Source organism: Sorangium sp. So ce406 (genome assembly GCF_051474675.1).
Lineage (GTDB): Bacteria > Myxococcota_A > Polyangia > Polyangiales > Polyangiaceae > Sorangium > Sorangium cellulosum_G.
Genome location: NZ_CP150340.1, coordinates 4,267,224 through 4,291,399 on the forward strand (window position 1 = coordinate 4,267,224; position 24,176 = coordinate 4,291,399).

18 protein-coding genes, 1 tRNA gene and 1 pseudogene are annotated in these 24,176 nt (G+C 73.2%); 11 read left to right on the forward strand and 9 right to left on the reverse strand.

Annotated features, from left to right (window positions below):
• Positions 1 to 3: 3 nt before the first annotated feature.
• From WME96_RS15785 to WME96_RS15800, 4 genes are all read right to left on the reverse strand, one after another.
• Positions 4 to 1,965 carry a molybdopterin-containing oxidoreductase family protein gene (locus WME96_RS15785; RefSeq protein WP_437290933.1) on the reverse strand — a complete coding sequence of 654 codons (1,962 nt, stop codon included), beginning with the start codon at positions 1,963 to 1,965 and terminating at the stop codon, positions 4 to 6.
• Between the two features lie 96 nt (positions 1,966 to 2,061).
• Entirely contained in the window at positions 2,062 to 3,009 is a 948-nt protein-coding gene (locus WME96_RS15790) for a hypothetical protein (protein ID WP_437290934.1), read from the reverse strand.
• A gap of 150 nt (positions 3,010 to 3,159) precedes the next feature.
• Positions 3,160 to 4,212, reverse strand: coding sequence for an RluA family pseudouridine synthase (locus WME96_RS15795; RefSeq protein WP_437290935.1), 1,053 nt, complete (start codon positions 4,210 to 4,212; stop codon positions 3,160 to 3,162).
• A 135-nt stretch (positions 4,213 to 4,347) separates the two neighbouring features.
• Positions 4,348 to 5,532 carry a vWA domain-containing protein gene (locus WME96_RS15800; RefSeq protein ID WP_437290936.1) on the reverse strand — a complete coding sequence of 395 codons (1,185 nt, stop codon included), beginning with the start codon at positions 5,530 to 5,532 and terminating at the stop codon, positions 4,348 to 4,350.
• Positions 5,533 to 5,784: 252 nt separating this feature from the next.
• Between WME96_RS15800 and glgA the strand changes: the two genes are divergently transcribed.
• The 6 genes from glgA (at position 5,785) to hflX (ending at position 13,887) form a co-directional block, all read left to right on the forward strand.
• Positions 5,785 to 7,236, forward strand: coding sequence for a glycogen synthase GlgA (glgA, locus tag WME96_RS15805; protein ID WP_437290937.1), 1,452 nt, complete (start codon positions 5,785 to 5,787; stop codon positions 7,234 to 7,236).
• 169 nt (positions 7,237 to 7,405) lie between these two features.
• Positions 7,406 to 8,332: a hypothetical protein gene (locus tag WME96_RS15810; RefSeq protein ID WP_437290938.1), complete on the forward strand. Its 927-nt coding sequence runs from the start codon at positions 7,406 to 7,408 to the stop codon at positions 8,330 to 8,332.
• Positions 8,333 to 8,357: 25 nt separating this feature from the next.
• Positions 8,358 to 8,789: a FixH family protein gene (locus tag WME96_RS15815; RefSeq protein WP_437290939.1), complete on the forward strand. Its 432-nt coding sequence runs from the start codon at positions 8,358 to 8,360 to the stop codon at positions 8,787 to 8,789.
• Positions 8,790 to 8,878: 89 nt separating this feature from the next.
• On the forward strand, positions 8,879 to 10,249 hold the full coding sequence (locus tag WME96_RS15820; protein ID WP_437290940.1) for a WD40/YVTN/BNR-like repeat-containing protein: 1,371 nt from the start codon (positions 8,879 to 8,881) through the stop codon (positions 10,247 to 10,249).
• 216 nt (positions 10,250 to 10,465) lie between these two features.
• Entirely contained in the window at positions 10,466 to 12,388 is a 1,923-nt protein-coding gene (locus WME96_RS15825; protein WP_437290941.1) for a GAF domain-containing protein, read from the forward strand.
• Between the two features lie 74 nt (positions 12,389 to 12,462).
• Positions 12,463 to 13,887: a GTPase HflX gene (gene hflX, locus WME96_RS15830; RefSeq protein WP_437290942.1), complete on the forward strand. Its 1,425-nt coding sequence runs from the start codon at positions 12,463 to 12,465 to the stop codon at positions 13,885 to 13,887.
• 48 nt (positions 13,888 to 13,935) lie between these two features.
• On the opposite strand, the gene WME96_RS15835 is transcribed toward hflX, so the two are convergent.
• Positions 13,936 to 14,043, reverse strand: a complete 108-nt coding sequence (locus WME96_RS15835; RefSeq protein WP_437290943.1) for an LPXTG cell wall anchor domain-containing protein — start codon at positions 14,041 to 14,043, stop codon at positions 13,936 to 13,938.
• Positions 14,044 to 14,130: 87 nt separating this feature from the next.
• Between WME96_RS15835 and WME96_RS15840 the strand changes: the two genes are divergently transcribed.
• Together WME96_RS15840 and WME96_RS15845 are read left to right on the forward strand one after the other, a co-directional pair.
• Positions 14,131 to 14,562 carry a DUF309 domain-containing protein gene (locus tag WME96_RS15840; protein ID WP_437290944.1) on the forward strand — a complete coding sequence of 144 codons (432 nt, stop codon included), beginning with the start codon at positions 14,131 to 14,133 and terminating at the stop codon, positions 14,560 to 14,562.
• A gap of 205 nt (positions 14,563 to 14,767) precedes the next feature.
• Positions 14,768 to 15,160 (forward strand): response regulator, encoded by a 393-nt coding sequence (locus WME96_RS15845; protein WP_437290945.1) that lies wholly within the window; start codon positions 14,768 to 14,770, stop codon positions 15,158 to 15,160.
• A 182-nt stretch (positions 15,161 to 15,342) separates the two neighbouring features.
• Here the strand turns inward: WME96_RS15845 and WME96_RS15850 are convergent, their stop codons facing one another.
• A complete protein-coding gene (locus tag WME96_RS15850) occupies positions 15,343 to 16,128 on the reverse strand; it encodes a hypothetical protein (RefSeq protein ID WP_437290946.1) in 786 nt (261 codons plus the stop codon).
• A gap of 427 nt (positions 16,129 to 16,555) precedes the next feature.
• Between WME96_RS15850 and WME96_RS15855 the strand changes: the two genes are divergently transcribed.
• Positions 16,556 to 16,999, forward strand: coding sequence for a hypothetical protein (locus WME96_RS15855; RefSeq protein WP_061613774.1), 444 nt, complete (start codon positions 16,556 to 16,558; stop codon positions 16,997 to 16,999).
• Positions 17,000 to 17,167: 168 nt separating this feature from the next.
• Here the strand turns inward: WME96_RS15855 and WME96_RS15860 are convergent, their stop codons facing one another.
• Both WME96_RS15860 and WME96_RS15865 read right to left on the reverse strand, forming a co-directional pair.
• A complete protein-coding gene (locus WME96_RS15860; protein ID WP_437290947.1) occupies positions 17,168 to 18,727 on the reverse strand; it encodes a L,D-transpeptidase in 1,560 nt (519 codons plus the stop codon).
• 482 nt (positions 18,728 to 19,209) lie between these two features.
• Complete coding sequence (locus WME96_RS15865; RefSeq protein WP_437290948.1) at positions 19,210 to 19,974, reverse strand: S1 RNA-binding domain-containing protein; 765 nt, start codon at positions 19,972 to 19,974, stop codon at positions 19,210 to 19,212.
• Between the two features lie 249 nt (positions 19,975 to 20,223).
• On the opposite strand from WME96_RS15865, the gene WME96_RS15870 reads away from it, so the two are divergent.
• A tRNA-Lys gene (locus WME96_RS15870) sits at positions 20,224 to 20,296 on the forward strand.
• Between the two features lie 169 nt (positions 20,297 to 20,465).
• Here WME96_RS15870 and WME96_RS15875 read toward each other — a convergent pair.
• Positions 20,466 to 21,524 (reverse strand): annotated as a pseudogene (locus WME96_RS15875) (tyrosine-type recombinase/integrase); the annotation flags it as partial.
• A 1,005-nt stretch (positions 21,525 to 22,529) separates the two neighbouring features.
• Here WME96_RS15875 and WME96_RS15880 point away from each other — a divergent pair.
• Entirely contained in the window at positions 22,530 to 23,849 is a 1,320-nt protein-coding gene (locus WME96_RS15880) for a hypothetical protein (RefSeq protein ID WP_437290949.1), read from the forward strand.
• The last annotated feature ends 327 nt before the right edge of the window (positions 23,850 to 24,176 follow it).

A 24,176-nucleotide genomic window follows, 5' to 3' on the forward strand; every position in this document is an offset into this window, starting at 1 on the left:
GCGTCACGCGAGGGGCTGCGGCAGGTCGTCCGGCGCGATCGGCGCGACGCGCACCCGCTCCTCGTAGAGCGCTCCGCCCTCGCCGATGTCCGTGGTGCGGGCGCGGATCAGCGCGTTGGCGCAGCGGCCGTCGCGGAGGTGGCCGCCCTTCGGGATCAGCGCCACGTCGCGGCGCTGGGCGGGATCGTGGCGGAGCCGCACCGTCATGGCGCCGACGCGCGACGTGATCCGACAGACGCCGCCGTCGGGCACGCCGCAGGCCGCGTCGGGGTGGACCGTGACGACGGCGGGCCCCTGCTGGGGCCGGGCCCACTGCGACGATTGCGACTTGTCGGTGGAGAGCGCCATGAGGAGCAGCGGGAACTCGCCTGCGTCGGGATCGCCGCGCTCTTCCGGCGCCTCGGTGATCAGGTTGACCCGCCCGCTCGCGGTCGGGAACTTCCGGTCCGCGAACAGCACCTCCGGCGCCAGCGGATTGCGCACCGGCCCGCGCTCCAGCGTCTCGAGGGTGACGCCGAACGGCGCGAGCTTGGGCTCGGTGAGCCGCCGCTTCCACTCGCGGGCGCTGCCGTCGAGCGCGCCGCCGAGGCCGACGCGCCGCGCGAGCGCCTGCATGATCTCGAGATCGCTCTTCACCCCCTCCGGCGGCGGGACCACGGGCGTGGAGACGCCGAGGTAGTGGTGGCCGTACGCGCCCAGCACGTCGTCCGCCTCGAGCAGCGTCCTCGTGGGCAGCACGAGGTGGGCGACCCGCGCGGTGTCCGTGAGGAACGAGTCGGCGACGACGACGAACTCGCGGGTCGCGAGCGCCTCCGCGACGGCGCCGGAGTCGGGCAGCATCGCGACAGGGTTGCCGGCTGTCACCCAGACGGCGCGGATGGGCGGGTCGCTCATCCCCAGCACCTCCTGCCCGAACAGCGGCTCGCAGACGGTGCGGGGCGCGGCGCGATCGCCCTGGAGCTGCGCGAGGTCGAACGCGCCGCGCCGCTTGAAGTAGAACGAGACGCCGCCGCCGGGGACGCCGAGGTTGCCGCTGACGGCCGCGAGCGCGTCGAGGGCGCGCACGATCGCCCCGCCCGAGGTGCGGCGGCCCATGCCCCAGCCGACGAGGATGGCCGTCGGGCGCTCGGCGCCGAGGCGGCGCGCGAGATCGAGCGCGGCGCGCTCGGGCACGTCGGCGTCGCGGCACCACTCCGCCACGGAGCGGCGCTGCGCGAGCGCGCGGAACTCGTCGAGGTGGTCGCAGTAGTCCGCGGCGCGCGGGTCGGTCCACCCCTCGTCGAAGAGCACGCGGGCGACGGCCATGGCGAGCGCGAAGTCGCCGCCCGGACGGGGCTGGTAGAAGGCGCCGCACAGCGAGGCCGTCTTGTGGTGCACCGGATCGATGAGCACGAGCTCCGCGCCGCGCGCCTTCGCCTCGCGCAGCACCGGGAGGGTGTGCGGGCTCGAGGTGAAGACGTTCTTGCCCCAGAGCAGGATGTGCCGGGCGTTCTTCAGGTCGGCGAGGTCGTGGCTGTCCTCCTCGCCGAAATCGGTGAGCTGCGCGGCGTCGCCCGCGCCGGAGCAGATGTCGCCGCGCTTGACCGTGACCGGCCCGAACCGCGCGAAGAAGGCGTCGGGCATCGTCGTGAGCATCCCGAGCGAGCCGCCGCTCCGGTAATGAAAGATCGCGGCCGGGCCCGACTCGCCGCGGATCCGGAGCAGCCGCTCGGCCGCGGTGTCGAGCGCTTCGTCCCACGAGACGGGCGTGAGCTCGCCGCCCTTGCGGAGCAGCGGCGTGGTCAGGCGCTCGGGCGAGTACTGCGTCTCCAGGAAGCGCGACGTCCTGTAGCAGAGGAAGCCTCGCGTGATCGGGTGGTCCGGGTCGCCGCCGAGGCGCACGATGCGACCATCCTCCACGGTCGCCACGATGCTGCAGGCGTCGGGGCAATCGCGGTTGCAGAGGGTCTTGCGGATCTGCTGCATGCCGGGAGCCTAGACCAGGCGGCCATGCGGGGGTATGCCCGCTCGCTGGTCCAGGCTTCCTCCGCGGGGCCTGATGGGGGAGACAGGGGGCAGGTGCTAGTCGGCGAGGCGCTCGGGGGCGTACTCGCGCGACTCGTCGCCGGAGACCTCCTGCGCGATGACACGGAGCTGCTCGTAGCGCTCGCGCAGGAGCGACCAGAGGCGATCGCGGATGTCCCTCGAGTCGAGGCGCTCGGGAGGGCGGGTGTTGCTGAGCAGCCACTTCGCGGTGCTGTTGATCCGGGTCACCTCTTCCCTGGTGATCGAGATCCGGCCCTGCACGTGGCCCCACCGGTCCTGGATGAGGTTCGTGATCGTGGCCGCCGCGCTCGCGGGATCGCCGGCGACGAGCGCGCGCCGGACGATGCCGTAGGTCTCCGGGACGATGCCGCGCGGGAAGCACGCCTCGGCCGCGACGATCGTCGGGCGCAGCGCCTCGTAGAGCTGATCGAGCCGCTCGGTCACCTCGGCAGGCGGCGCGCTCTCGGGCTGCATGCGCGTCACCGCGTAGTCGAGCGCCATCGCGAGCTCCGGCAAGCTGCGGATCGCGTCGAAGCGCGACTTCGGCAGCCGGCGCCGGTGGCGCGCCGGATCGCGCGTGACGGACTGGACGGCGCGCCGGACGATCGCGAGCACCCCGGCCGCGTCCCCGCGGAAGGTCTGCACGTTGGCCGCGGGGAGGTCGCTCGCCGGCATCGCGTAGCGCTCGTAGCGCTCGCGATCGAGGCTCTCGTCGCCCCGGGCGCGCGGATCGACCGGCGGCGGCTCTGCGACCGAGGGCGGGGGCGGCTCGGCCGGCTCCGGCCGCTCCGGGGCCGCCTGCTGCGGCTCGTCCGCGCCGGGGCGCGCTGGTGGAGAGGGCGCCTCGGCGGCGCTCCTCGGCTCATCCGGACCGGGCTCCACCGGCCCGGACGCCGCGCTCTGGGCGGAGCTCTCGGCCTCGAGCGGTGTGGACCGAAGCGCTGGATCCCGCAGCGCCTCGAGGTCGTCTCGCGCACGCGTCATCTCGATCATCGTACGTAAGTCGGCGCGACGGCACAAGATCCGGAGCCGCTGGTGAGCGCTGCTGTCGCCCTGTCGCCGCCCGCTCCGCGCTGTTTCGCGCCGCTCCCCTCGGTTCGCCGCCGGTCCGCTCCGCGCTGCGCCGTTCACGCCTCAGGCGTGGAGCGCATCCCAGAAGGTGCGCAGATCCTCCGAGAGGGGCGCCTCGACGCGCACGCGCTCGCCTGTCACCGGATGGGTGAGCTCCAGCAGCGCGGCGTGGAGGGCGTGGCGGTCGAGCTCGAGCGCGCGGCGGTCCTCGTCGGTGAGCACGCCGTCAGCGCCCCGCGCGAACATGCCCTCGTCGGGCCCGTAGAGCTTGTCGCCCACGAGCGGCAGGCCGCTCGACGCCAGGTGGACGCGGATCTGGTGCTGCCGGCCGGTCTCGAGCGTGCACTGGACCAGCGCGTAGCGGCGGCCGGTGAGGGGATCGGCGCGGCGGCCCAGCACCTCGCACGCGGTGGCGGAGGTGAGGCCGCGGCCCGGCGGCGCGACGCGCATCTTGACCTTGTAGCGGCTCGAGGTGTCGAGCTCGAGCGGCAGCTCGACGCGGAAGTCGTCGTGCTCGGGCCAGCCCCAGGTGATCGCGGCGTAGCGCTTGGTGACGCCCGTGCGCTCCTCGAACTGCGCCTTCACCCGCCGATCGGCCTCGGGCGTCCGGCAGAGGAGGAGCACGCCGCTCGTCTCGCGGTCGATCCGGTGGGCGAGGAACAGCCGCTCGCCGGGGCGCGCGGCCTCCATCATCTTGATGACGGTGCTCTTGTGGTAGCGCGCCGTGGGGTGCACCGGCAGGCCCGGCGGCTTGTTGACGGCGAGCAGCGCGTCGTCCTCGTGGACGACCGGGATCGGGGTGTCGGGCGCCTGCTCGTCCCACGGCTCGCGCCAGAGGAGGATGCACTGCTCCGGCCGCACGCGGTCGCTGCCGCGCAGGCGCCGCGCCTCGGGCGAGTAGGCGCCGCGGGCGACGATCTCGGCGGCGCGCGTGCGGCTCGTCCGCTTGAGCTGGCTCTGCACGAACCGGTCGAGCCGCATGCCCGCCGACTCGGGCGGCACGCGCAGGACGGTGACGACCGACCCTTCGGGCACCTCCGCCGGCCGCACCACCGGCGTGCCGCGGCCGAAGGGGCCGCTCGTGCCCGCGAGCTCCCGCGCGCTGATCCTGGTCATGGGTCGAGGTTGCCGTACGCCTTTAGCAAAAGCGCCGGCGGGTTGCGCGGAAAAGGCGGCCGGCGGGCGCAGCGAAGCCACGCGGCCGCCGCCGGGGGCCGCGCCGGGGCGCGGCGGCGCGGCCCGACGCGACGTTCACAGGGGGTCGATGATCTCGCAGGGGAAGTCGAACGAGACGCCCTGCGTCGCGGTCTTGAGGCGCTCGCAGGCGTCGCCGACGAGGACGAGCTGGGTGGAGCTCTCCATGTACCAGCCGTTCTGCTCGTCGTAGGGGACGGGCGCGCCGTCGATGAGCACCTGGCCTTCGGACGCGTGCGCGAGATCGACCTCGATCGATCCCTGGAGGTCGAAGGTGCAGCTCTTCGCGCCGGAGATGGCGGCGTTGAGCTCGTTCTCCAGGGCGGTCGCGTTGGTCGGGTCCGGCGTGTAGACCATCGCGGTGCCGCCGACGTCGGCGTAGGTGCCCGCGCCGGTGAAGCAGGATTGCTGCGTGTCCCGGGGCCGCTGGACGGGCTGGCCGGCGCCGGCGTTCGCCAGGTCCTGGAGGTGCTCCGCGAACGAGCCCTCGCCGAGGCCGAAGACGAACGTGCCGATGCCCTGCTCGTAGGCGGACTGCACCGCGCCTACGACGTCGTCGCGCGCGCACGCGGCGGGGCCGTCGTCGCAGCGGTCGGGCTCGCCGTCGGTGACGAAGAGGATGTACTTGGGGCCGGGCTCTCCGAACGCGACGAGCTCGGGGATGATCTCCTCGTTGAACGTCATGCCGGTGGGCGTCTCGAGCTTCTGGCCGGGCCTCATGGAGGCCTCGTCGTACGCGGCCACGATGTCGGCGTGGTTGTTGAGCGCGATGACGTCGGCCCCGGTGAGCAGCGGGCACTGGGAGGGCGCGATCCCCGTGAACGTCAGGAACCCGAAGCGGACCTTCGTCTGCAGGGTCTCGACCACGCTGAGCACGGCGGTCTTCAGCGGGTCCCAGAACCCGCTGTCGTACATGCTGCCCGAGCGATCGACGACGATCATGACGGTCGGCGTCTGCGGCTCGAAGGCGATGTCGAGCTGCTGGCACCCGCCGCCGTCGCCGCCGCCTCCGCTGGTAGCGACCAGGCTGCCGCCGCTGCCGACGAAGATCGGCTCGGAGCCGCCGGTGTTGTCGCCGCTGCTGCTGCTCGCGGCGGCGCCGCCGCCGCTGCCGCCGGACGCGCCGGAGCCCTGGGACGAGGATGTGTTGCCGTCGCCGCCGCCGCCGCAGCTCACGGCGATGCCGGCGGAGAGGAGGGCGAGGAAGAGAGAGATCCTGGGGAAGATAAGGGTGCTTCTCACGAGCAAAACGATACACAGGCCGGGGCGGCGTGTCTTGGCCGGGCACGGCCCCGCGGCGAATGTGGCGCGGACCGGAGTTTGCCCCCCGGTGATGCCGCGCTGCCGCCGCGGCGACACCCGGACGGTGAAACACGCGGCGTCGCCCGTCTGCCCGATGGCCACGGACGCCCATGGAGCTCCCCGGGAGCCCCGCCCCCGATGTACGGAAGCCGCCCCGTGCGCCCCCCGGTTCGTGCTACACACGGCGCCCGCATGGACATCCTCTTCGCTGCTTCCGAGATCGCGCCCATCGTCAAGGTCGGCGGGCTGGCTGACGTCGTGTCGTCGCTCTCGAAGGCGCTCCGGCTGCTCGGCCACAAGGTGACGATCGCGCTGCCGCGCTACCGGGCGCTCGAGTCGAGCGGGCTGATGATGGCGCGCCGCCTCACCCCGATGCCGCTCGAGGTCGACCCGCAGATCGCGCCAGGGCCGATCCCGGTGACGCTCCTCGACGGGCGGCTCAGCACGGGCGTGGAGCTCGTCGTCCTCGATGTGCCAGGGTTCCACGATCGATCCGGCATCTACGGCGAGGACGGGCGCGACTACGAGGACAACGCGCGCCGGTTCTCGCTGTTCTCCCGCGCCGTCGTCGAGTTCGTCCGCCAGCGAGCACGGTCGGGGTCGCCGTTCGACATCGTCCACGCCCACGACTGGCCCACCGCCATGGTGGCGTACCTGCTCCGCCACCAGCCGTCCGTGCCCGGTCGGACGGTGCTCACCCTCCACAACGCCGCGCACCAGGGCCTCTTCCCGAAAGAGACGCTCCCGTACCTCGGCCTCGACGACGACCACTTCCGGCCCGACCGGCTCGAGTTTTACGGCCAGCTCAACTTCCTCAAGGGCGGCATCCTCGCGGCCGACGCGCTCACCACCGTCTCGACCACCTACGCGAACGAGATCCTCACGCCGAAGCAGGGCGAGCGGCTCGACGGCGTGCTCCGCACCCGCGCGGGCCAGCTCACCGGCATCGTGAACGGCATCGACTACGCCGTCTGGAACCCGATGACCGACCCGGCCATCATCGCGCGCTACGACGCCGAGGACGTGAGCAACAAGGGCCGCTGCAAGAGCGCGCTCCTCCAGGAGCTCGGGCTCGAGATCCGGCCGGATCGCCCGCTGCTCGTGTCCATCGGCAGGGTGGTCGCGCAGAAGGGCAGCGACCTGCTCGCCAGCGCCATGCCGAAGATCCTGAAGAGCGACGTCAGCGTCGTCGTGGCCGGCGAGGGCGACCCCGAGCTCATGGAGAAGCTCACCGCGGCCGCGGCCAAGGCGCCGGAGCGCGCGAAGTTCCTCGGCGGCGTGAGCGAGGCCGTCGTGCACCGGCTCATGGCCGCGGCGGACCTCGTGGTCGTGCCGTCGCGCTTCGAGCCGTGCGGCCTCGTGCAGCTCTACGCGCAGCGCTACGGCGCCGCGCCGATCGCGTGCCGGACCGGAGGCCTCGTCGACACGATCGTCGACCTCGACGCGGCCCTGGAGACGGGCACGGGGTTCCTGTTCGACAAGCCGACAGCCACGTCGCTCCTCGGCGGCGTGCAGCGGGCGCTCGGCGCCCTGTCCTCGCCCCGCTGGCCCGCGGTCCAGCGCCGCATCATGCGCCTCGACCTCGGCTGGGACCGCCCCGCGCGCCGCTACGTCCAGGTCTACCGGCAAACCCTCGCGAGCTGAGCGCAGCGCGATCGGAACGGCGCGCTCGCTGGAACAAACGGCGCGCTCGACGGAACGGCGCGCATCGGGACGGCGCGAGCGACGGGACGCGCCCGACTCCCGCCAGGCGCTGCCCGCGCGACAACATGACGCATTGTCGTGGGGCCGCGGCCTCGCCTATAGCAGCGCCGTGCTGCCCAGAGCCATCGCCTGCGCCGCGGTGCTGCTGTCGCTCGTGGCGTCCCCGACGGCGGCGCGCGCGTCGGCCTGCTGCGGGACGGGCCACGGGGCCGCGCAGTGGCTCGCCCCCTCGGAGCGCGCCGCTGCGAGCTTCTCCCTCCGGCTGACGGAGCAGATCGGAGCGTGGACGGCGGCGCGCGACTTCGCCCCGTCCGGCGAGGGCGTCTACCGCCGCGAGCTGAGGGCCGAGGCCGGGTGGATGGTGCGCGTCAGGGAGCGCTTCCAGGTCGGCGTCTCCGTCCCGTTGATCGCCGCGTGGGGCGGATCCCCCGGCGGCGAGTCCTCCTCGGGCGGCGGGGTGGGCGACGTCAGCGCCGCAGGGCGGATCACGATGGTCGAGGACCACCTGTCGCCGTGGATCCCGGCGGCCGCGTTCACGGTCGGCGCGTCCATCCCGGTCGGGAGCCTCCAGGACGCCGCGGTCGATCCGCTCGGCGTCGACGCGACGGGCCTCGGCGTGGCCGAGATCCGGCCGGGGATGCTCTTCGAGAAATCGTGGGGCTCGTTCCAGGCGCTGCTCGCCGCCTCGGTCAGCGTCCGCACCAGCTACCGTCTGCCGACCGGCGCGCGGATCGCGCCCGGGGACCGCGCGCAGATCCTCGTGGCGGCGGGGCCCGTGTGGTCCTCCGGGGTCTCGCTCGCCGCGGGCGGCCTCTACGAGCGCGAGGGGCCGCCGCGCGAGGACCGCCACCTCATCGGGAGCAAGGTGCGCGAGCGAACGGCGCTGCTCGCCGTGCTGGCGTACGACATCAGCCCGCGCTGGACCGCCGTCGGCAACCTCCAGGCGGACCTGCCCATCGCCGGGATCGGCCGCAACGAGGGCGCCTTCGTCGCCCTGTCCGCTGGCCTTCGTCACGTGTGGGGAAGACATGACTGACCATCGCGATCGTCCGTCGACAGCCGTGCCCTCGGGTCGTCGCGCGGCGCGGGCCCGCGCCGCGGCGCTCGCGGCGCTCGCCCTCCTCGCGCTCCACGGCTGCGGAGCGCCGCCCGCGGACGAGGACTCCGGGAGCCGGACGGGGATCGGCCGCAACGGGCGCGTCGAGTTCGCGGTGGAGCCGACCGCGCCGATCGCGCAAGGCAGGAACACCTTCCACGTGCGGCTCACCTGGGCCGATTCGGGGAACCCGGTGAAGCGGATCAGGCTCCGCGTCCACGCCATGATGCTGGGCATGGCCCACGGGGCGTCGACGAGCGACGGCGAGGAGATCGCGCCTGGGCTCTACGAGGTGCCCGACGTCGCGTTCTCGATGGGAGGCCTCTGGGATGTGCAGCTCCGCGCCCTGGACGCGTCCCTCATCGACGAGGCGGAATTCGAGTTCGAGGTGCACTAGGCTCTCGCCCCGTGCGAAATCTTGCAGAGGAGAGGTCCTGCGCGCGTCGCAGGTGGAGCGGGACGAGCGCGCCGCGGCGACGTGCCCTGGTGGCCTCCGCAGCGGCGCTTCTCTCGGTCGCGGCGGTCGCCGCGCCTGCCTCGGCCAACGGCCGCTTCCCGGCCGCGGGGCAGATCGCGGCCCACCCGAGCGACCCGTCGCGCCTGATCGTGCGCGCGACCTACGGCCTGCTCGCCACGCAGGACGGCGGCGGGCAGTGGCGCTGGATCTGCGAGCCGGTCGTGGGCTTCGGCGACAACGAGGACCCGATGGTGGCCTTCCTCGCCGACGGGACGATCATCGCGGGCGTCTTCGACGGGCTCAGCGCGTCGAGGAACGGCGGCTGCGACTGGTCGTTCGCCCCGGGCGACCTCCAGGACCGCTACGTGATCGACCTCTCGGCCGACCGCGCGGACCCGTCCCGGGCCGTGCTCGTCGTCAGCACGGGGCTCGGGTCGGGGCGCTTCCTGACCCAGCTCTGGGAGACGAGCGACAATGCCGAGCGCTGGACCAAGGCGGGCGTCGACCTGCCCGAGGACTTCCTCGCGCACACCGTCGACGCGGCCCCCTCGCGCCGCGAGCGCGTGTACGTGAGCGGCCGCTTCGGCGCGCCCGACTACGCCGGGGCGCTCGAGCGGACCGACGATCGCGGCGCGACGTGGACGCGGCTCGACATCCCGGACAGCAACGACAGGCGCCTGCCGTACCTGGGCGCGATCGATCCCGCCGACCCCGACACCGTCTACGTGCGGCTCGACGGCGAGCCGGCCGACGCGCTGATCGTCTCGCACGACGGCGGGGAGAGCTTCACCACGATCTTCGAGGGCCAGGGCAACCTCCTCGGCTTCGCGCTGTCGCCGGACGGAGGGAGCGTGATCGTGGGCGGTCCCCAGGACGGGATCTGGCGCGCGCCGGCCAGCTCGCTCGAGTTCGAGAAGATCTCGGACGTCGGTGCGCGGTGCTTGACCTGGACCGCCGAGGGGATCTTCGCCTGCGGCGACGAGTTCGCCGACGGCTTCACCGTGGGCCGCTCGATCGACGAGGGGGAGACCTTCGCCGCCCTCATGCACCTCGACGGGCTCTGCGGTCCGCTCGAGTGCGCGCCCGACAGCGGCATGGCGTCGACGTGCACCGACCTCTGGGGCGCGACGGCGCTCACCATCGGCTCCCAGCAATGCGGCGGCGACGCCGCGGCGGCCAGCGGCAGCGGCAGCGGCAGCGGCTCCGACCCGCCGCCCGCGGGCGAGCCGGACGGGTGCGGGTGCAAGATCGGCGCGGCGGGAGCTCAGCACGCGACACCGTCCGGGGGTCGAGCGATCTGGCTCGCGCTCCCGCTCGCCGGCGCGCTCGCGCGGAGGCGGGCTCGGGCGCGCTCTTGCGCGCGCCAGGGGACGCGGGGACCGGCGCTGGGCGCCGCCTGACAGGCGTGGTGCAGGGCGCTCCAGGAGCGCTTTCTCTTCATAACCGCTTATGGAAGAGCGCTGGCGAACGCCGGTCGATCGGACGGAGTGATCTGGATCGCCGCGGCGCCGTCCCCGGGAGAGCCGGCGGGCGGGACGCGATCGGGTTCGTTTCTGGATCTACGTCATCGCGGGCTGACGTAGACTGACGGTGGCTCGGCTCCGGCCAGCGCGTGAATGGCCCCTAGAGACCTTCCCAAGTCGCCGCTCGCCGCATTCCTCCGCACCCACGGCGCGGGGATCCTGGAGGCGTGGGAGCGCGCCGAGCGGCGCCGCGCGCCGGGCGAGCAGTCCCCGGGCTACCTCGCGCTGCGCGAGGAGCTGCCGTCGGTCTTCGAGCGCATCGCCGAGCGCCTCGACGCAGCCGTGTCCGCGGCGGTGGTGCCCGAGGGCGGCGAGGAGCGCGACTCGTGGACCGGCGTCGAGTCGCGCGCGGCCGAGTTCCCCGAGCCGCTGCTCGGCTTCCGCGTGCTCGACCGGCTGCGCGACGGGTTCGATCTGGAGGACGTGACCGCGCAGTACTCGGTGCTGCGCCGCTGCGTGCTCCGCGCGATCGAGCGGACCGGCACGCAGCCGTCGTGGCTCGAGATGACCGTCCTGCACGAGGCGCTCGATCAGGTGATCATCGATCCGGCCACGCGGAGCGCGGCGGCGCGAGAGCGCGCGCTCGGCGCGCTCGATCGCGTCTCGGCCGAGGGCATGGGCAACGTGCACATCGACCGGCTCCTCCGGCGGCTGCTCGAGGTGCTCCTCGAGTCGGCGCGGTCGGTCGACTGGGCGGTGATGCTGCTCATCGAGGGCGAGGTGCTGCGGATGCGCGCGGCGATCGGCGTCGACGAGGCGCTGTGGGGCCTGCGCGCGTACCGGCTCGCCGAGGGGTTCATCGGCCGCGTGGTGCGCGAGCGCCGCCCGGTGGCGCTGCGCTCGGCGGCGCCGGATCCGCTCGCCACCGACGCCGGCGGCGGCGCGGCGGGGCCCGAGTCGGGCGCGCAGGGCGAGCGCCCGAGCGACGCGCTCCACGCGCTCTACGGCGTGCCGATGCTCTCGGAGGGGCGGCTCGTCGGCGTCGCGGTCGTGAGCTCGCGCCGCGTGGCGGAGTTCTCCGAGGGCGACAGGCTGCTCTTCCGGAAGGCGGCCGAGCGCGCGGCCGCGCTCGCGACCCAGGCCCAGCTCCGCGAGCAGCTCGCGTCGGAGCGCAGCCGGCTCGAGGCGGCGATCCAGCGGCTCCCGGTCGGCGTGGCCATCGCGGAAGGGGCGTCGGGCACGCTCGCGCTCAGCAACCGGCGGTTCGCGGAGATCGTCCGCGGCCACGAGGAGACGCCGAGCAACGCCCCGCTCAGGACGCTGCTCAGCGAGACGGACGACGACCAGCGCGCGCGCTGGCTGCTCTCCCGGGCGCTGCACGGCGGCGAGACGGTCGTCCGCGAGGAGCTCGAGTTCCTCCGGGCCGACGGGGAGCGCCGGCGGGGGAGCTTCAGCGCGACGCCCGTGCGCGACACGGAGGGGCGGATCACCGCGGCGGTGATGGTCGTCGAGGACGTCACGGAGAGCCGGAAGGCGGAGCGCGCGCGCGAGCTCCTGACCGAGGCGAGCGCGCTGATGACGGAGTCGCTCGACCACGACGCCACGGTCGAGCAGGTGGTGCGGCTCGGCGGCGAGCGCTTCGCGGACCTCTGCGCGCTCGACCTCGACGACGGCGGCGGCCTCCCGCGGCTCGTCGCGGCGGGGCGCCTGCCCGAGGCGCGGGCGCTCCTGCCGAGGCTGCTCAAGCACCCGCCGCTGCTCCTCGGCGAGACCGGCCCGCTGGCCGAGGCCACGGCCCGCAGGGACGTCACCCTGGTCCCGCTGGTGACCGATCCCTGGCTCCAGCGCGTCGCGCGCGGTCCGGAGCACCTGTCCGCGCTGCGGGAGCTCGGCGCCCGCTCGGCGATCGTCGTTCCGCTCGCGGCGCGCGGCCGCAAGCTCGGCCTGCTGAGCCTCTGGACGGTCGAGCGCGAGCTCCGCCAGGACGACATCGGCGCCGCCGCCGAGCTCGGGCGCGTCGCGTCGCTGGCCATCGAGCTCGCGCGGCTCCACCGCGAGGCGGCGCGCTCGAGGTGAGCCCGCCCGGGCCGCCGGGCTGCTTGCGTCCCGGCGGCGGATGAGGCGAAGCTCCCGCCCTCGTACGCGACCTTATGACCACGACCAACCAGGAACGTCCCCTCGCTGTGCTCGTCGGAGTGCAGCTCCCCGGCGTCGACGATGTCGAGCACGCCGCCGATCTCGCCGAGCTGGGCCGCCTCGTGCACACGCTCGGCTTCGACGTGATCGCGACCGTGTCGCAGCGGCGCAGCGCGCTCGCGGCGGCCGCGGTGCTCGGGGAGGGGAAGCTGAAGGAGCTCGCGGAGCTCACGGGCGGCAGCGGCGTCGTGCCCTCGGGCGCGCCGGAGCGGAAGAACAAGGCGCGCGCGCGCCGGGCCGCGGAGAGCGGCGAGGACGACGAGGACGGCGAGCTCGACGGGGACGACGGCGAGGACGACGAGGACGGGGCCGCGGCCTCGGGCGCGGGCGGCGCCGGGCAGGCGGCGCGCCGGGCGACGGTCGTGGCGGTCGACCACGACATCTCGCCGAGCCAGGCGCGCAACCTGGAGCGCGCGACCGGCGCGCAGGTGCTCGACCGGGCGGGCGTGATCATCGAGATCTTCCACCGCCACGCGCGGAGCCGCGAGGCGAAGCTCGAGGTGGAGATCGCGCGGCTCAACTACGTCGCGCCGCGGCTGCGCGAGACGGGCGGGGGCGGGGACCGGCAGCGCGGCGGCATCGGCGGCAAGGGCGCCGGCGAGAGCGCGCTCGAGCTCGATCGCCGCAAGATCCGCGACCGGATCGCGGAGCTCAAGCAGGAGCTCGCCTCGGTCCAGCGCGAGCAGTCGACGCGCCGCGCGCTCCGGCAGGGCCAGCGCCGCGTCGCCCTGGTCGGCTACACGAACGCCGGCAAGTCGTCGCTGATGCGGGCGCTGACGGGCAGCGAGGTGCTCGTCGCGGACAAGCTGTTCGCGACGCTCGACACGACGGTGCGCGCGCTCCACCCGGAGGTGCGCCCGCGGATCCTCGTCTCGGACACGGTCGGGTTCATCAAGAAGCTGCCGCACGATCTCGTGGCGAGCTTCCGCTCGACGCTCGACGAGGCGCTCGAGGCGTCGCTGCTGCTCTACGTGGCCGACGCGTCGGATCCGACGTTCCGCGATCAGCTCGGGGTGACGCGCAGCGTGCTCTCGGAGATCGGCGCGAACGAGGTGCCGAGCCGGCTCCTGCTCAACAAGGTGGACCGGCTGTCCGAGGACGAGCGGGACGCGCTGCGGCTCGAGTTCCCCGAGGCGACGCTGCTCTCGGCGAAGACCCCGGCCGACGTGGCGGCGCTGCGCGAGTCGATCATCGGCTTCTTCGAGGGGTCGATGGTGGAGGTCGAGCTCTTCCTGCCGTACGCGAAGCAGAGCCTCATCGGAGAGATCTACGAGAACGCGCGCGTGCTGTCGGAGGAGTACGGCGACGACGGCGGCCGGCTCGCGGTGCGGGCGCACCCCGCGGCGCTCGATCGGCTGCGCAGCCTGCTCGCGCGCTGAGCGCGGCGGGGCCGCGCGGAGGTGCGCGGGGGGGAGCCGCGCGCGGCGTCAGCGCTGAGCGCGGCGGCGCTGCCTGCGGCGGCGCAGGAACAGGCCGATCGAGAACGCCAGCAGGTGGAGCCCAGCGATCACCGCGACGAGGATCCACCGTTGCACGCGGCGAGCGTAGCACCGCGGGGACGGAGCGCGGGGCGCGCCGGCCCGCGTGCTACGTTCTCTCGACCCGTCCCGCCGCTGCGCGCCATGACATCCCCCGACGCCGAGCTCGAAGCGATCGTCCAGAGCGGGCTCGAAGCCTACCGCACCGGGCTGTTCTTCGAGGCGCACGAGCGCTGGGAGGTCGGGTGGCGCGACGAGCCGCACCCGGTGAGGAAGGCGTTCCTCCAGGGGCTCATCCTCGTCGCCGCGGCCATGCACAAGCTCACGCGGATGCAGAGCCCGTCCGGAGCGGTGCGCCTGCTGGGCAAGGCGCACGCCCGGCTCGCGGGCGTGCCGGACGGCACGGGCGGCCTCGCGATCGGGCTCCTGTCCGACGACATCCGCCGCGCGGCGAGCGCGATCGAGCGGCTCGCGAGCGAGGGCAAGACGGAGCTCGACGCTGCGCTTCTGCCCAGGATGGAGGCCCACGACGAGGTCGCGTCGTCCGTACCGGCGAGCGCGCGTCCACGCGCGTGAGCGTCTGACCCGAACGGGCGCGCGGTCGAGATTGCGCTTGTCACGTGCGACGAGGGAGGCGGGCGTGACATCGTTTGCCTGGGGTGACGATCGCAGGCGAGCGGCCCTGTGGGGGGATATCGTGGCAGACGGGTACTGTGGAACCGGGGTGGAGGGGACGGCGAACGACGCGCCCCGATCCAAGCTGCAAACCGAAAGGAGCCGCGTGAAACGGCGCAAGCAGATCCTGATCGTGGACGACGACCAGGAGATCCGGGAGATGCTCGAGATCACGCTGTTGGAGGAGGGCTACGACGTCCTCTCCGCGAGCGACGGCGAGGCCGCGCTCGCGCTGCTCGAGCGCAACAGGCCGAACCTTATCCTTCTCGACATGCGCATGCCGGTGATGGACGGCTGGGGGTTCGCGCGCGCGTATGCGTCGTGCCCCGGCCCGCGCGCGCCGATCCTGGTCATGACGGCGGCGGTCGACGCCGGCACGTGGGCCCGCGAGGTGGGCGCGTGCGCGTCGGTCGCGAAGCCGTTCGACCTGAACCGCCTGCTCGACTCGATCGCCGTGCACGCCGGCTCGTCGACGGGATCGAGCCCGGCGTCCGCGTGAACGGGCTCGGGCCGGGATGGCGCCCGGCCTGAGCCGCGCGGCGATGGGGGCCGCTGTTCGGTGCTGGGGGGCCGCTGCTCGGTGCTGGGGGGCCGCGGAGCGCGGCCGAGGAGGGGGGCGGGCGAGCGTGGAGCGCGGTCGCTCCGCGGCGGCGGGAGGAGCCGCCGCGGAGCGACGTGGGATCAGCCGCCCGTCGCGCGGCGCATGGCGCACATGAGGTCGCCGCCGCAAGGGTCCGCGGGAGCGCGGCGGTCGGCGGCGCCCGTCGCCGCGGAGCCGGCCTTGCCGTGCTGCGGGGCGGCCGCGCCGGTGACGCGCGTGCGGCCCTCGGGGGCGCGGCGCGCGGCGACGACGGTGCCGGGATCGTCGCCGGGGACGCCGGCGGCCGCGCGCTTCGCCTCGGGGGGCGCCGGCGCGACCTGCGCGCGCTCGGCAGGCTCAGCAGCAGACGCCTCGGCGTGCGGGAGCCGCGCCTCGATCGAGCGCGTCGCGGCGGCGAGCCCGGCGGTCGCCGGAGGCCCCGGATCGGCGGCGCGCGGCGCCGCGAAGCCCACGATGAGGGCCGTGACCGCGCCGGCGGCCGCGAGCACGGCGACGGCCGGGCGGGCGCGCCACGCCCGGATCGAGCCGCCCTGCGCCGGGGCAGCGGGCGCGCGTGCCGACACAGGCGCGCGTGCCGACGCGGGCGCGCGTGCCGACGCGGGCGGCTCGCCGAACGGGAAGATCGGCAGGACGTCGAGGACATGGGGAGCGCTGTGCTCGCCGGCCCTCAGCGCGCTCAGGTCGATGACCCCCGAGGGCACGTCGCGATCGTCGTCCGCGACGTGCGCCGCGGGCGGGGTCGTGGCGGCGGCGGTCTCCGTGGTCGGCTGGGCGTCCACCGAGAACGCGACCGAGGTGTCTTCTCCGGGGTTGGCGACAGCGGATCGGTGTTCGTTCCTCCACTCCTTGTGCTGCGTGCTCTTCATGGTTGCTTCTGCTTCAGCCGTATCGGTCGAACGCTGGAGTCGTGACCCACGGGCGGCCGGTCGGCGTGTCCTTTCGTGATTTGGACATGCGCACGCGCGAGCGCTTGGGCCAGGGGCGCGCGCCCGCTCGCGTTTCATGGCGGCATCGCAGCTCACCGCGCTCCACGCCGCGCTGCGCGCGCCGTCGTACGCCGCGACGGACGCGCCCGTAGACGAGATCGGGGCGCACCTGAGGCGACGGACGTCGGCGGCGTTCGCGGTCTTGCGAGCGGACTCGCGACGCCCATACTTCGACCGCTCGGATCGCCGAGGGCGTGCAGTCGGCGGGTATCATGACCGCGTGCGCTCGGGGAAGTTGGTTGCGATCGGGGCGTCCCTCGTCGAACAGAAGTTCCCACGCAAACGCGGATCGGATACTTGAGGTGAGATGAAACCTACACGGCTCTTCACGGTTCTGGGGGCGCTGACGTTCCCCCTCGCGGTGGCTCTGGTCAGCAACGGGTGCAAGAAGGAGGAGGAGGAGCTGCCGCCGGTGCCCTCGGCGCCGGCCGTGCCGACGCCGGCCCCGACGCCGACGCCCACGACGCAGATCGTGCCGGAAGAGGACGCCGGGGCGGACGCGGCCGACGCTGACGTCGCGGACGCAGACGCCGGGAAGAAGGTGGTCGGAACGGGCGACCCGAGCGGCATCCGGAAGTGCTGCGCGGCGCTGCGCCAGAACGCGAAGTCGGCGCCCCCCGAGCAGCAGGGCGGCTACCTCGCGGCGGCCTCGGCGTGCGACGGCCTGGCGAACTCGCCGCAAGGCCGGCAGGCGCTCTCGACGCTGCGCGGCCTCCTGCTCGGCGCGCAGATGCCGGCCTCCTGCCAGTAACGGCGAGGCGGGAAGCGAGGCAGCGGGAGAGCTGGGGCGCGGCCCCTCCGCCAGACGTGCTGGCGGAGCGGGCCGAGGCCGGACGGCGGCGGCGGTGCCGTGCGCGTGACAGCGTCGGCCGTGCGCGTGACGTCGACCGCGCGGGTGGCCTCAGGCGTGCGCGTGGCTTCAGCCGTGCACGTAGACGAGCGTGCCGCCGCCCTCGATATTGAGGGCGCCGTGCCACTCGGGCGGGACGGCGGGCTCGGTCCACTCGAAGAGCCAGGCGGCGTCGGCGGGCGCCAGGTTGATGCAGCCGTGGCTGCGCGCCTTGCCGAACTCGTCGTGCCAGTAGGCGCCGTGCAGCGCGTACCCTTCGTGGAAGTACTGCGTGTACGGCACGTCTCGCAGGTCGAACGCCTCGGACGCCTCGTCGTCGCCGTCCATCGTGGTCGAGACGTGCTTCGCGTGGATGTAGAACGAGCCGCGGACGGTGGCGTCGGTCTCCTCGGGATCCGCCATGCCGCTGCGCCCGCTGGAGATGAGCGCCGCGAACACGGGGCGCGTGCCCTCGTAGGCGACGAGGATCTGGCGGCGGATCGAGATGTCGATCCACTTCTTGCCGTCGCGCGCGAACCCCTGAGGGTCCTTGCGCAGCTCGGCGATGACGAGGTGGTCGCCGGCGAGCCATGAGCCCTCGGTCGTCTCGAGCAGCCCCTTCGCGCCGCCGCGCGTGCGGCCGGTGAGCACCCAGCCCGAGCGGAACGGCGCGAGCCCCGCGTCGACGAGCGAGCCGCCCGACGCCGAGGGACGATGCTTGCTCGCGCCGTGGGCGCGGACGAACGCAGGGGCGCCTTTCAGGCTGGGATCGATGCGAGGGTCGGTGCCGTGCGGCGGGGGAGGAAGCTCGTCGGCGGGGGGCTCGGCGATGGAGAACGAGGCGCTGGCGGCGTCGGCGGGGGAAGCGGCCGGGGGCGTCGGGGCGGCCGCGGGCATCGGCGAGGCCGACGGCGTTGGGGCGGCCGCGGGCATCGGCGAGGCCGGGGCCGCGCTGGCGGTCGGCGAGGCGGCGCCGGGCGGGGACGCGGGGTCGGCGGCGCTCGCGGGGACCTCGGCGCCCTCGGCGTCGAGGTCCTTGATGACGACGCCGCGAAGCGCGCTGAGGCGCGCTGGACGCGTGCGATCGAGCGGGATGAGGTCGAGCTCGGTGGTGAGGCCGAAGCGGCGGTTGGTCCACTCGAAGGTGGTGATGAGGCCGAAGGCAGAGCTCTCCTTGGCGCGGCCCGTGTGCACGGAGTAGTGGAGCTTCTCCTCGGCGCCGTACGGCTTGGGGAGATCCCGGCCGGCGAGCAGGAACGCGGGCACCGGGTCGAGCGGCAAGGAAGAGGGCGCGACGGCGGCGCGGGCGAGGTGGACGCTCAGCGTGGAGCCCTCGACGCGGCGCTGATCCTCGACCGTTGGGAGCCGGAAATAGAGGTGCGGCGGAGGCGAGCCCGACATGACGTAGTGGTACGGCACGGGCGCTCCACGGCGCGGGCCGCGCACGGCGGCGGCGACCACCTGGTGCTCGAGCGCGAGCGAGGCGCCCTTGCCGACACAGACGTAGCCGCGCGGCGCGATCCGGTACCAGCCGCCAGCGCACCCCTTGGTGCCCGCGGGGAGCTCGGCGCGGTCGACGACCGCGCCGGCGCGCAGGTAGCCGAGCTTCGTGGAGCGCTCGTCGGGGGCGACGTAGATCCAGGTGCGCATCGCGATGCTGGCGATCTTCGCGCCCTGGCCCGGGAGGGTGGCCTCCTTGGGAGAGCCGGAGGCGGCGGCGAGGGAAGGCGAGTCGGGAGAGGGCGAGCCGGAAGAGGAAGCGGCTGCGTTGTCGGGCGACGCGGGGGCGCCGGGAGCGGTGGCTGCAGGAGCGTCGGCGCGGCGGTCATCGGTCGCCCGGCCGGGTGGATCCTGCGCTGGAGAGCAGGCGGCGGCCAGGAAGGCGAGGGCGGGCGCGGAGGTACGAGCGAGGGAAGGCATCGACGCGGGGGCGCAGGCGGAGACGGAGAAGCAAGGCCGCGGGCGCCTGGGCGGGCGTGCGCGAGGACGCGACCAGCGGGCCACGAGGAGCTGGAGCGCGAGCCGGGAGCCGAGCGGGCGAGGTGTACGCCGAGCGGCGGGGGCGATGCAATCTCCTGCCGCGCGGCGCGGGTGAGGCGGCGGCGGACGGGACAGCGAGGCGGCGCGCTCGATTAGCGCTTGACCTTCTTCGCGAGCAGGTCGCCCAGCGTGCCGAAGTTGCGCGGAGCGGGCTTGGCGGTCTTGTCGCCCTTGTCATTGCCACCGCCGGAGCGCTCGGCCTTGGCGTACGATTCGAACTGGCCGCGCTCCTCGTCGACGCGGAGCGCGGCAATCGACAGGCGGATCTTGCCGGACTCGTCGACGTTGAGGATCTTCGCCTCGACCTCCTGGCCCACGGTGAAGTGCTTCTTCAGATCGGCGGCGCGAGGCGTCGCCGTCTCGGCCGTCGGGACGAGGCCGCGACCCGAGCGGCCCGACGTGCCGGCGATCTGGACGAAGACGCCGTACCTCTCGATGCCCGTCACCTTGCCCTTGACCCGGGCCCCCTCGACGAGCAGCGGCGCACCACCGGCAGTCGGCGAAGAGACAGCGAGCGGCGACGCGCTGTCGCCGTCATCGCTCGCACGAACGACCACCGGGGTGAGGCGCACCTGGCCGGTGCCGAAGTCGACGCCCGAGACGACCGCAGAGACGCGCGAGCCGACCGAGACCCGGACGTTGCCGTCGCCATCGCTCAGGGCAACGCGCTCGAACATGCCCTCCTGCTTGCCACCGAGATCCGCGAAGACCGCCTCGCGCGCGATCGCGACGATGGTCACCTCGACGGTCTCGCCCGTGTGGTACTGCCGGCGGCGCTGCTTGCCAGCCCCCTCGGACTGCTCGAAGAGCGAAGCGAACGATTCCTTGGAGGCGGCGGAAGGGCGCGACGGCGACATGGCGGGACCTCATAGCGCGAGGCGAGGGCGTGAGGAAGGCGGCCGTGAGGGAGAAGCGAGGGGAGAGGGAGGGGAGGCGGGCGGGACGGGGGCGGGGGCGTTTCGGAGAGGGGGAGGGTGAGCGGGGCGGGGACAGGGGGACGGGCGCGGGGGCGGCGGGAAGCAGGCGGCGGGAAGCGGGCGGCGGGGGCAGGAAAGGAAAGGTGGAACCTGCCTGGACCTTCTGCTAACTTCGCCGGCCGCTGAATCGGGTCGATAGCTCAGTCGGTAGAGCTGCGGACTTTTAATCCGTAGGTCCAGGGTTCGAGTCCCTGTCGACCCACTGAATGATTCCGAGGGGTTAGACGCGAAACCTCAGGTGGAATCGAGGCGGAGGTGGGCAGCGGCGCTGCCCACCCGGGCGTCTGGCGGACGGCGCCCTTGATGGCCGTCTCGCTCAGGTGTGCGTAGCGGTGCGTCGAGGCGATCGACGTGTGGCCGAGGTGCTCGCGGACCTGCTCGAGCGTCCAGCGGCGGCCCCACCAGCCGGCGACGAGCGAGCTGGCGCAACTGTGACGGAGGTCGTGCCAGCGGACCGGGCGCGAGATGCCGGCGGCGGCGAGGTGGCGGTCGAAGAGGTCGACCTTCTTCTGCTTCCGGCGGCCGGTCGGGAGGGTGACCATCTCGCTGCGGATGAGCGGGGTCTTGCCTTTCGAGACGCGGCCGCCTCGGGCGCCGGGGAAGACGAGGGCTTCGGGGTTGTGGGGGGCGTAGGTGGGGAGGAGCGCGAGCCAGCGGCGGCAGATGTCGACGGCGTCGGCGGAGAGGTAGACGCGGCGGATCTTGCCGTTCTTCGGGGGCTGGTTCTTCGAGCCGAAGCGGACCACGACGTGCGGGGCGTCGGCGTCGAGGCGGAGATCGGCGAGCTCGAGGTTGAACTGCTCGCCCTGGCGGAGGCCGGTGAGGAGGGCGAAGAGGATGATCTGGCGGTCGGCCTCGGGAATGGCATTGCTGGTGCGAATGCGGTGCTGCTCGTCCGGCTCCAGGTAGGTCCACGGCTCGACGGTGGCGTCGCGGGCGCGGCGCTTGGTGGCCTTCTGGACGCGCTTCTTGAGGGCGGCCACGGGATTCGTGGTGATGTGCTGGGGCATCGCATCGTCGAGCATCTGCCGGAGCAGCCCGATGACCTGCTTGACCGTGGCGGGGGAGATCGGCTTGGGCGCGCGATAGGGTGTTGCGGTCAGCTTCTTCTGGAGGGCGCATATCCAGGCGTCGACGTCGCCCGGCGTGATCATGACGAGTGCCATGCTGGCCAGTGGAGAGTTCTCGATGTGCGTCCGCCAGCGGCCACGGTCGGTCGAGATGCTGCGCAGGCCGTCGAGGCGCTCCCGGCGGTCGAGCCATTGCTCGCCCCAGGCCCGGAGGGTGATGCCGGTGACGTCGCTGGCGCGCGAATAGACGGCGGCGCGCAGCTCCTCGGCCTCCTCCCCGGTGGCGCAGGAGCCTATCCGGCGGCGTTCGCCGTTGATGGTGATGCGGACCAGGTGCCGACCTTTGCGTTGCTCGCCCATGCGGCCCTCAGGGTAGCACGCCGAGCTTCTTCAGCGCGGCCGTGGCCCGGGCCTGCGTCAGCGGAGACGCTGCGGGCAGAGCCGCGGCGCGAGAGGGCCGGCGGACCGGGCGAGGGAGCTCCGGCGCGGGATCGTTCGCAGCGGCTTCGATCATGTGCGCGAAGGCGCGGAGGAGACGCGCGAGCTCGCGGGGCGTGAGGGGCCGATCCTCATGCCCGACCAGGTCCTTTCTTGCTGCATCGCCTTTCATCGTCGTTCCCTTGGGTTCGTGCGCGCGTGGCCATCGGAAGCCCGGATGGGTGGCCCCTTCGCCGCCGGCAGCTCGTGCGAGGGGGATCGGCATGGCCCGCTGTGCATCCGTTCGAGGCGAGCCTGATGCAGGGCCTGCCGAGGTGCACAAAATGGTAACTCTGGCGCGAGGCATCTCGGTGCGAGGTGCCCTTCTCCACGAGCGCAATCAACCGAATCAGAACGCGAGCTTGTGCGCGCGCAGAAAACCCGTCGGGGGCGGTTTTGAGGGGCTCGATTTTGTAATTCGGAGCGCGCGAGCGTACGGCGGTCGGCTGCCCGTCATTGGGCTCGAAGCAGTTGCGGGAGCGGGGGCGTCGAGTTGACCGGTCGGCACCTCGCATCCGGCCGCACCGCCGTGATCCTGCTGTCCCGACCCCTCGCACGCCTTCGCCCAGGGACAGAAACATGTTCGCCAGCCGACGCCCCGTGATCGGCCGCCATGGCGACGGGCCATGCGGAAAATCCGTGCGGCTGTCCGTAAAGTCATTGGGCGCCTTTCCGACCGGGTTCGTGATCTTCTCGGCCGAGTCCCGATCCCGCGAGTGGCCATCTTCCATGCAAGCTCGAGTGTTCCCCAGCCCCGCCGGCGGTGCTGAATCGGAACGCACGTTGCGGTAGGGTGTGCACACCATGGCAAACCCGAGTCCCCGAGCCTCGCGGGATCCTGAGTTCCGCCCAATCGCTCCCAAGGCGCGCCGTGTCCTGCGGGACTTGATGTACCGCAAGGTCGTCGACCTCGGTTTCGAGCGCGATGTCCTGGCCGCGGGAACCGCCACTCTCCTCGACGAACACCCGGCGCCACAGCTCCCGAAGCCCATGCTTCTTGTGCCCGACGACGTGCCGCTGTTGACCGAGGAGGTAGAGGCGGCCTTCCGCGATCGTTCGGTGACGAGCTTGCCCTGGATCCAACAGGCCGCGGCCGTGCTGGATGCACGGAGGACGCCGATGACCGCCGAGGAGATCGAGACCTTCCTCGCCGGGCTCACGACGCACCGAGAAAAACTCGGCTCGCGCAACAGGCCAGGGCCGAGCGATCTCTTTGTCACGGATGAGGACGGCCGGCTCACGCTGAACCCTGTCGCGCCGGGCCTGGTCGCGATGCGGCGGGCAGTCCGAGGGCTGCCGCCAGCGGCGCTCGTTCAGCAGTCCCGGTCACAGCCCACGGCGTCGGAGGAGGGCTGCGTGGTCCGCCGCGTGGAGCCGGAACCCGGCGCCGAGGCAAGACGCAACGCGGAGACCGAGGAGATCGCGCGCACGGCCCGCCGCGCCGTTCTTCGCGTGGTGCCTTCCGCAGCGGATCCCCAGGCCGTGGCGATGCTCGACGTCGGCCGGCGATCGATCCAGACCTTCCTCGGTCGCGACGTCGCCAAGCTCGCCGGACTGCTCGAGCGCTTCGACGTGATCGCGGGCCTCCACATCCGCGACACGCTGCGCGCGCTGGGGTTCGACGCCGACCGTCGCCAGGTCGTGGACCTCGATCCGCCGGAGAAGTCGAGACGGCTGAACCGTGCGGGGCGCACGCTGCAGATCACGCCGGAGCTCCTCATTGCCGGGACCACCCGCATCCGCCGCCCGCTGGGCGAGCCTGAGAGGGTGGGGCGCTACCTCTCCGAAGGCGACCTTTGGCCGCTTGCGCGCCGGATCGCGAGCGATGTCAAGGCGCTTCACGCGCTCTACCGGTACGGTGTCCTCCATGGCGCCGTTCGCCTTCGCTGGGGCTTCGTCGACGAGATGCTGGCCACCGACTGGGCCCTGCCCGGCGACGTGAGTCTCCACCAGCAGTTGAAGAGCGCCTACGAGAAGGACGCGGTCGTCGACCTGGTGGTGGGGACGGCGCCGGGTTGGGCGAATCCTTGGTGGCGAGCGCACCGCGTCCGCATCGTCGATGTCAGATTCCCTGAGGTCGTCATGACCAGGAACGAGCGGGGAGAAAAGCTCCCGGTCGCAACGCACGAAATCCAGGCGATTCGGCCGGCTCCTGAGGATACTGAGCCGTGGGCATGGCACCGGATCCGAGTTCGAAGCTGGCTGTAGGAGAACAGGCGCACCAGCGCGCGAGGGGTGCCGCAGCGGGACTTGGTTGTACCGAGTGAATCGACGCGGGCAGCTACAGAGGCTGCGCCGAGCAGGCGGCTCTGAAACATCGGCGCAGCTCAACTATTTACATCGGTTCTCGTGGCGAGTTTGTACACCTGCGCGGCCCAGACCAGAACCGCGTGGGCAGCACGGGCGGCGGGGTCCTTGGCGCCCATGAAGTCCAGGATTGTGATTGCTCGCTGTTGCCCTCTTCGTCGACCTTAGCCCAACGGGTCAACACTTCATCAAGCGGTCATATGCGACAGATCGGCGCACGGGCTTCAG

Excerpts from the sequence above, each read along its gene's own strand:
- WME96_RS15785 (WP_437290933.1), bottom strand. The coding sequence starts at position 1,965 with ATGCAGCAGATCCGCAAGACCCTCTGCAACCGCGATTGCCCCGACGCC.
- WME96_RS15790 (WP_437290934.1), bottom strand. The coding sequence starts at position 3,009 with ATGACGCGTGCGCGAGACGACCTCGAGGCGCTGCGGGATCCAGCGCTT.
- WME96_RS15795 (WP_437290935.1), bottom strand. The coding sequence starts at position 4,212 with ATGACCAGGATCAGCGCGCGGGAGCTCGCGGGCACGAGCGGCCCCTTC.
- glgA (WP_437290937.1), top strand. The coding sequence starts at position 5,785 with ATGGACATCCTCTTCGCTGCTTCCGAGATCGCGCCCATCGTCAAGGTC.
- WME96_RS15825 (WP_437290941.1), top strand. The coding sequence starts at position 10,466 with ATGGCCCCTAGAGACCTTCCCAAGTCGCCGCTCGCCGCATTCCTCCGC.
- hflX (WP_437290942.1), top strand. The coding sequence starts at position 12,463 with ATGACCACGACCAACCAGGAACGTCCCCTCGCTGTGCTCGTCGGAGTG.
- WME96_RS15840 (WP_437290944.1), top strand. The coding sequence starts at position 14,131 with ATGACATCCCCCGACGCCGAGCTCGAAGCGATCGTCCAGAGCGGGCTC.
- WME96_RS15850 (WP_437290946.1), bottom strand. The coding sequence starts at position 16,128 with ATGAAGAGCACGCAGCACAAGGAGTGGAGGAACGAACACCGATCCGCT.
- WME96_RS15855 (WP_061613774.1), top strand. The coding sequence starts at position 16,556 with ATGAAACCTACACGGCTCTTCACGGTTCTGGGGGCGCTGACGTTCCCC.
- WME96_RS15860 (WP_437290947.1), bottom strand. The coding sequence starts at position 18,727 with ATGCGCACCTGGATCTACGTCGCCCCCGACGAGCGCTCCACGAAGCTC.
- WME96_RS15865 (WP_437290948.1), bottom strand. The coding sequence starts at position 19,974 with ATGTCGCCGTCGCGCCCTTCCGCCGCCTCCAAGGAATCGTTCGCTTCG.
- WME96_RS15880 (WP_437290949.1), top strand. The coding sequence starts at position 22,530 with ATGTACCGCAAGGTCGTCGACCTCGGTTTCGAGCGCGATGTCCTGGCC.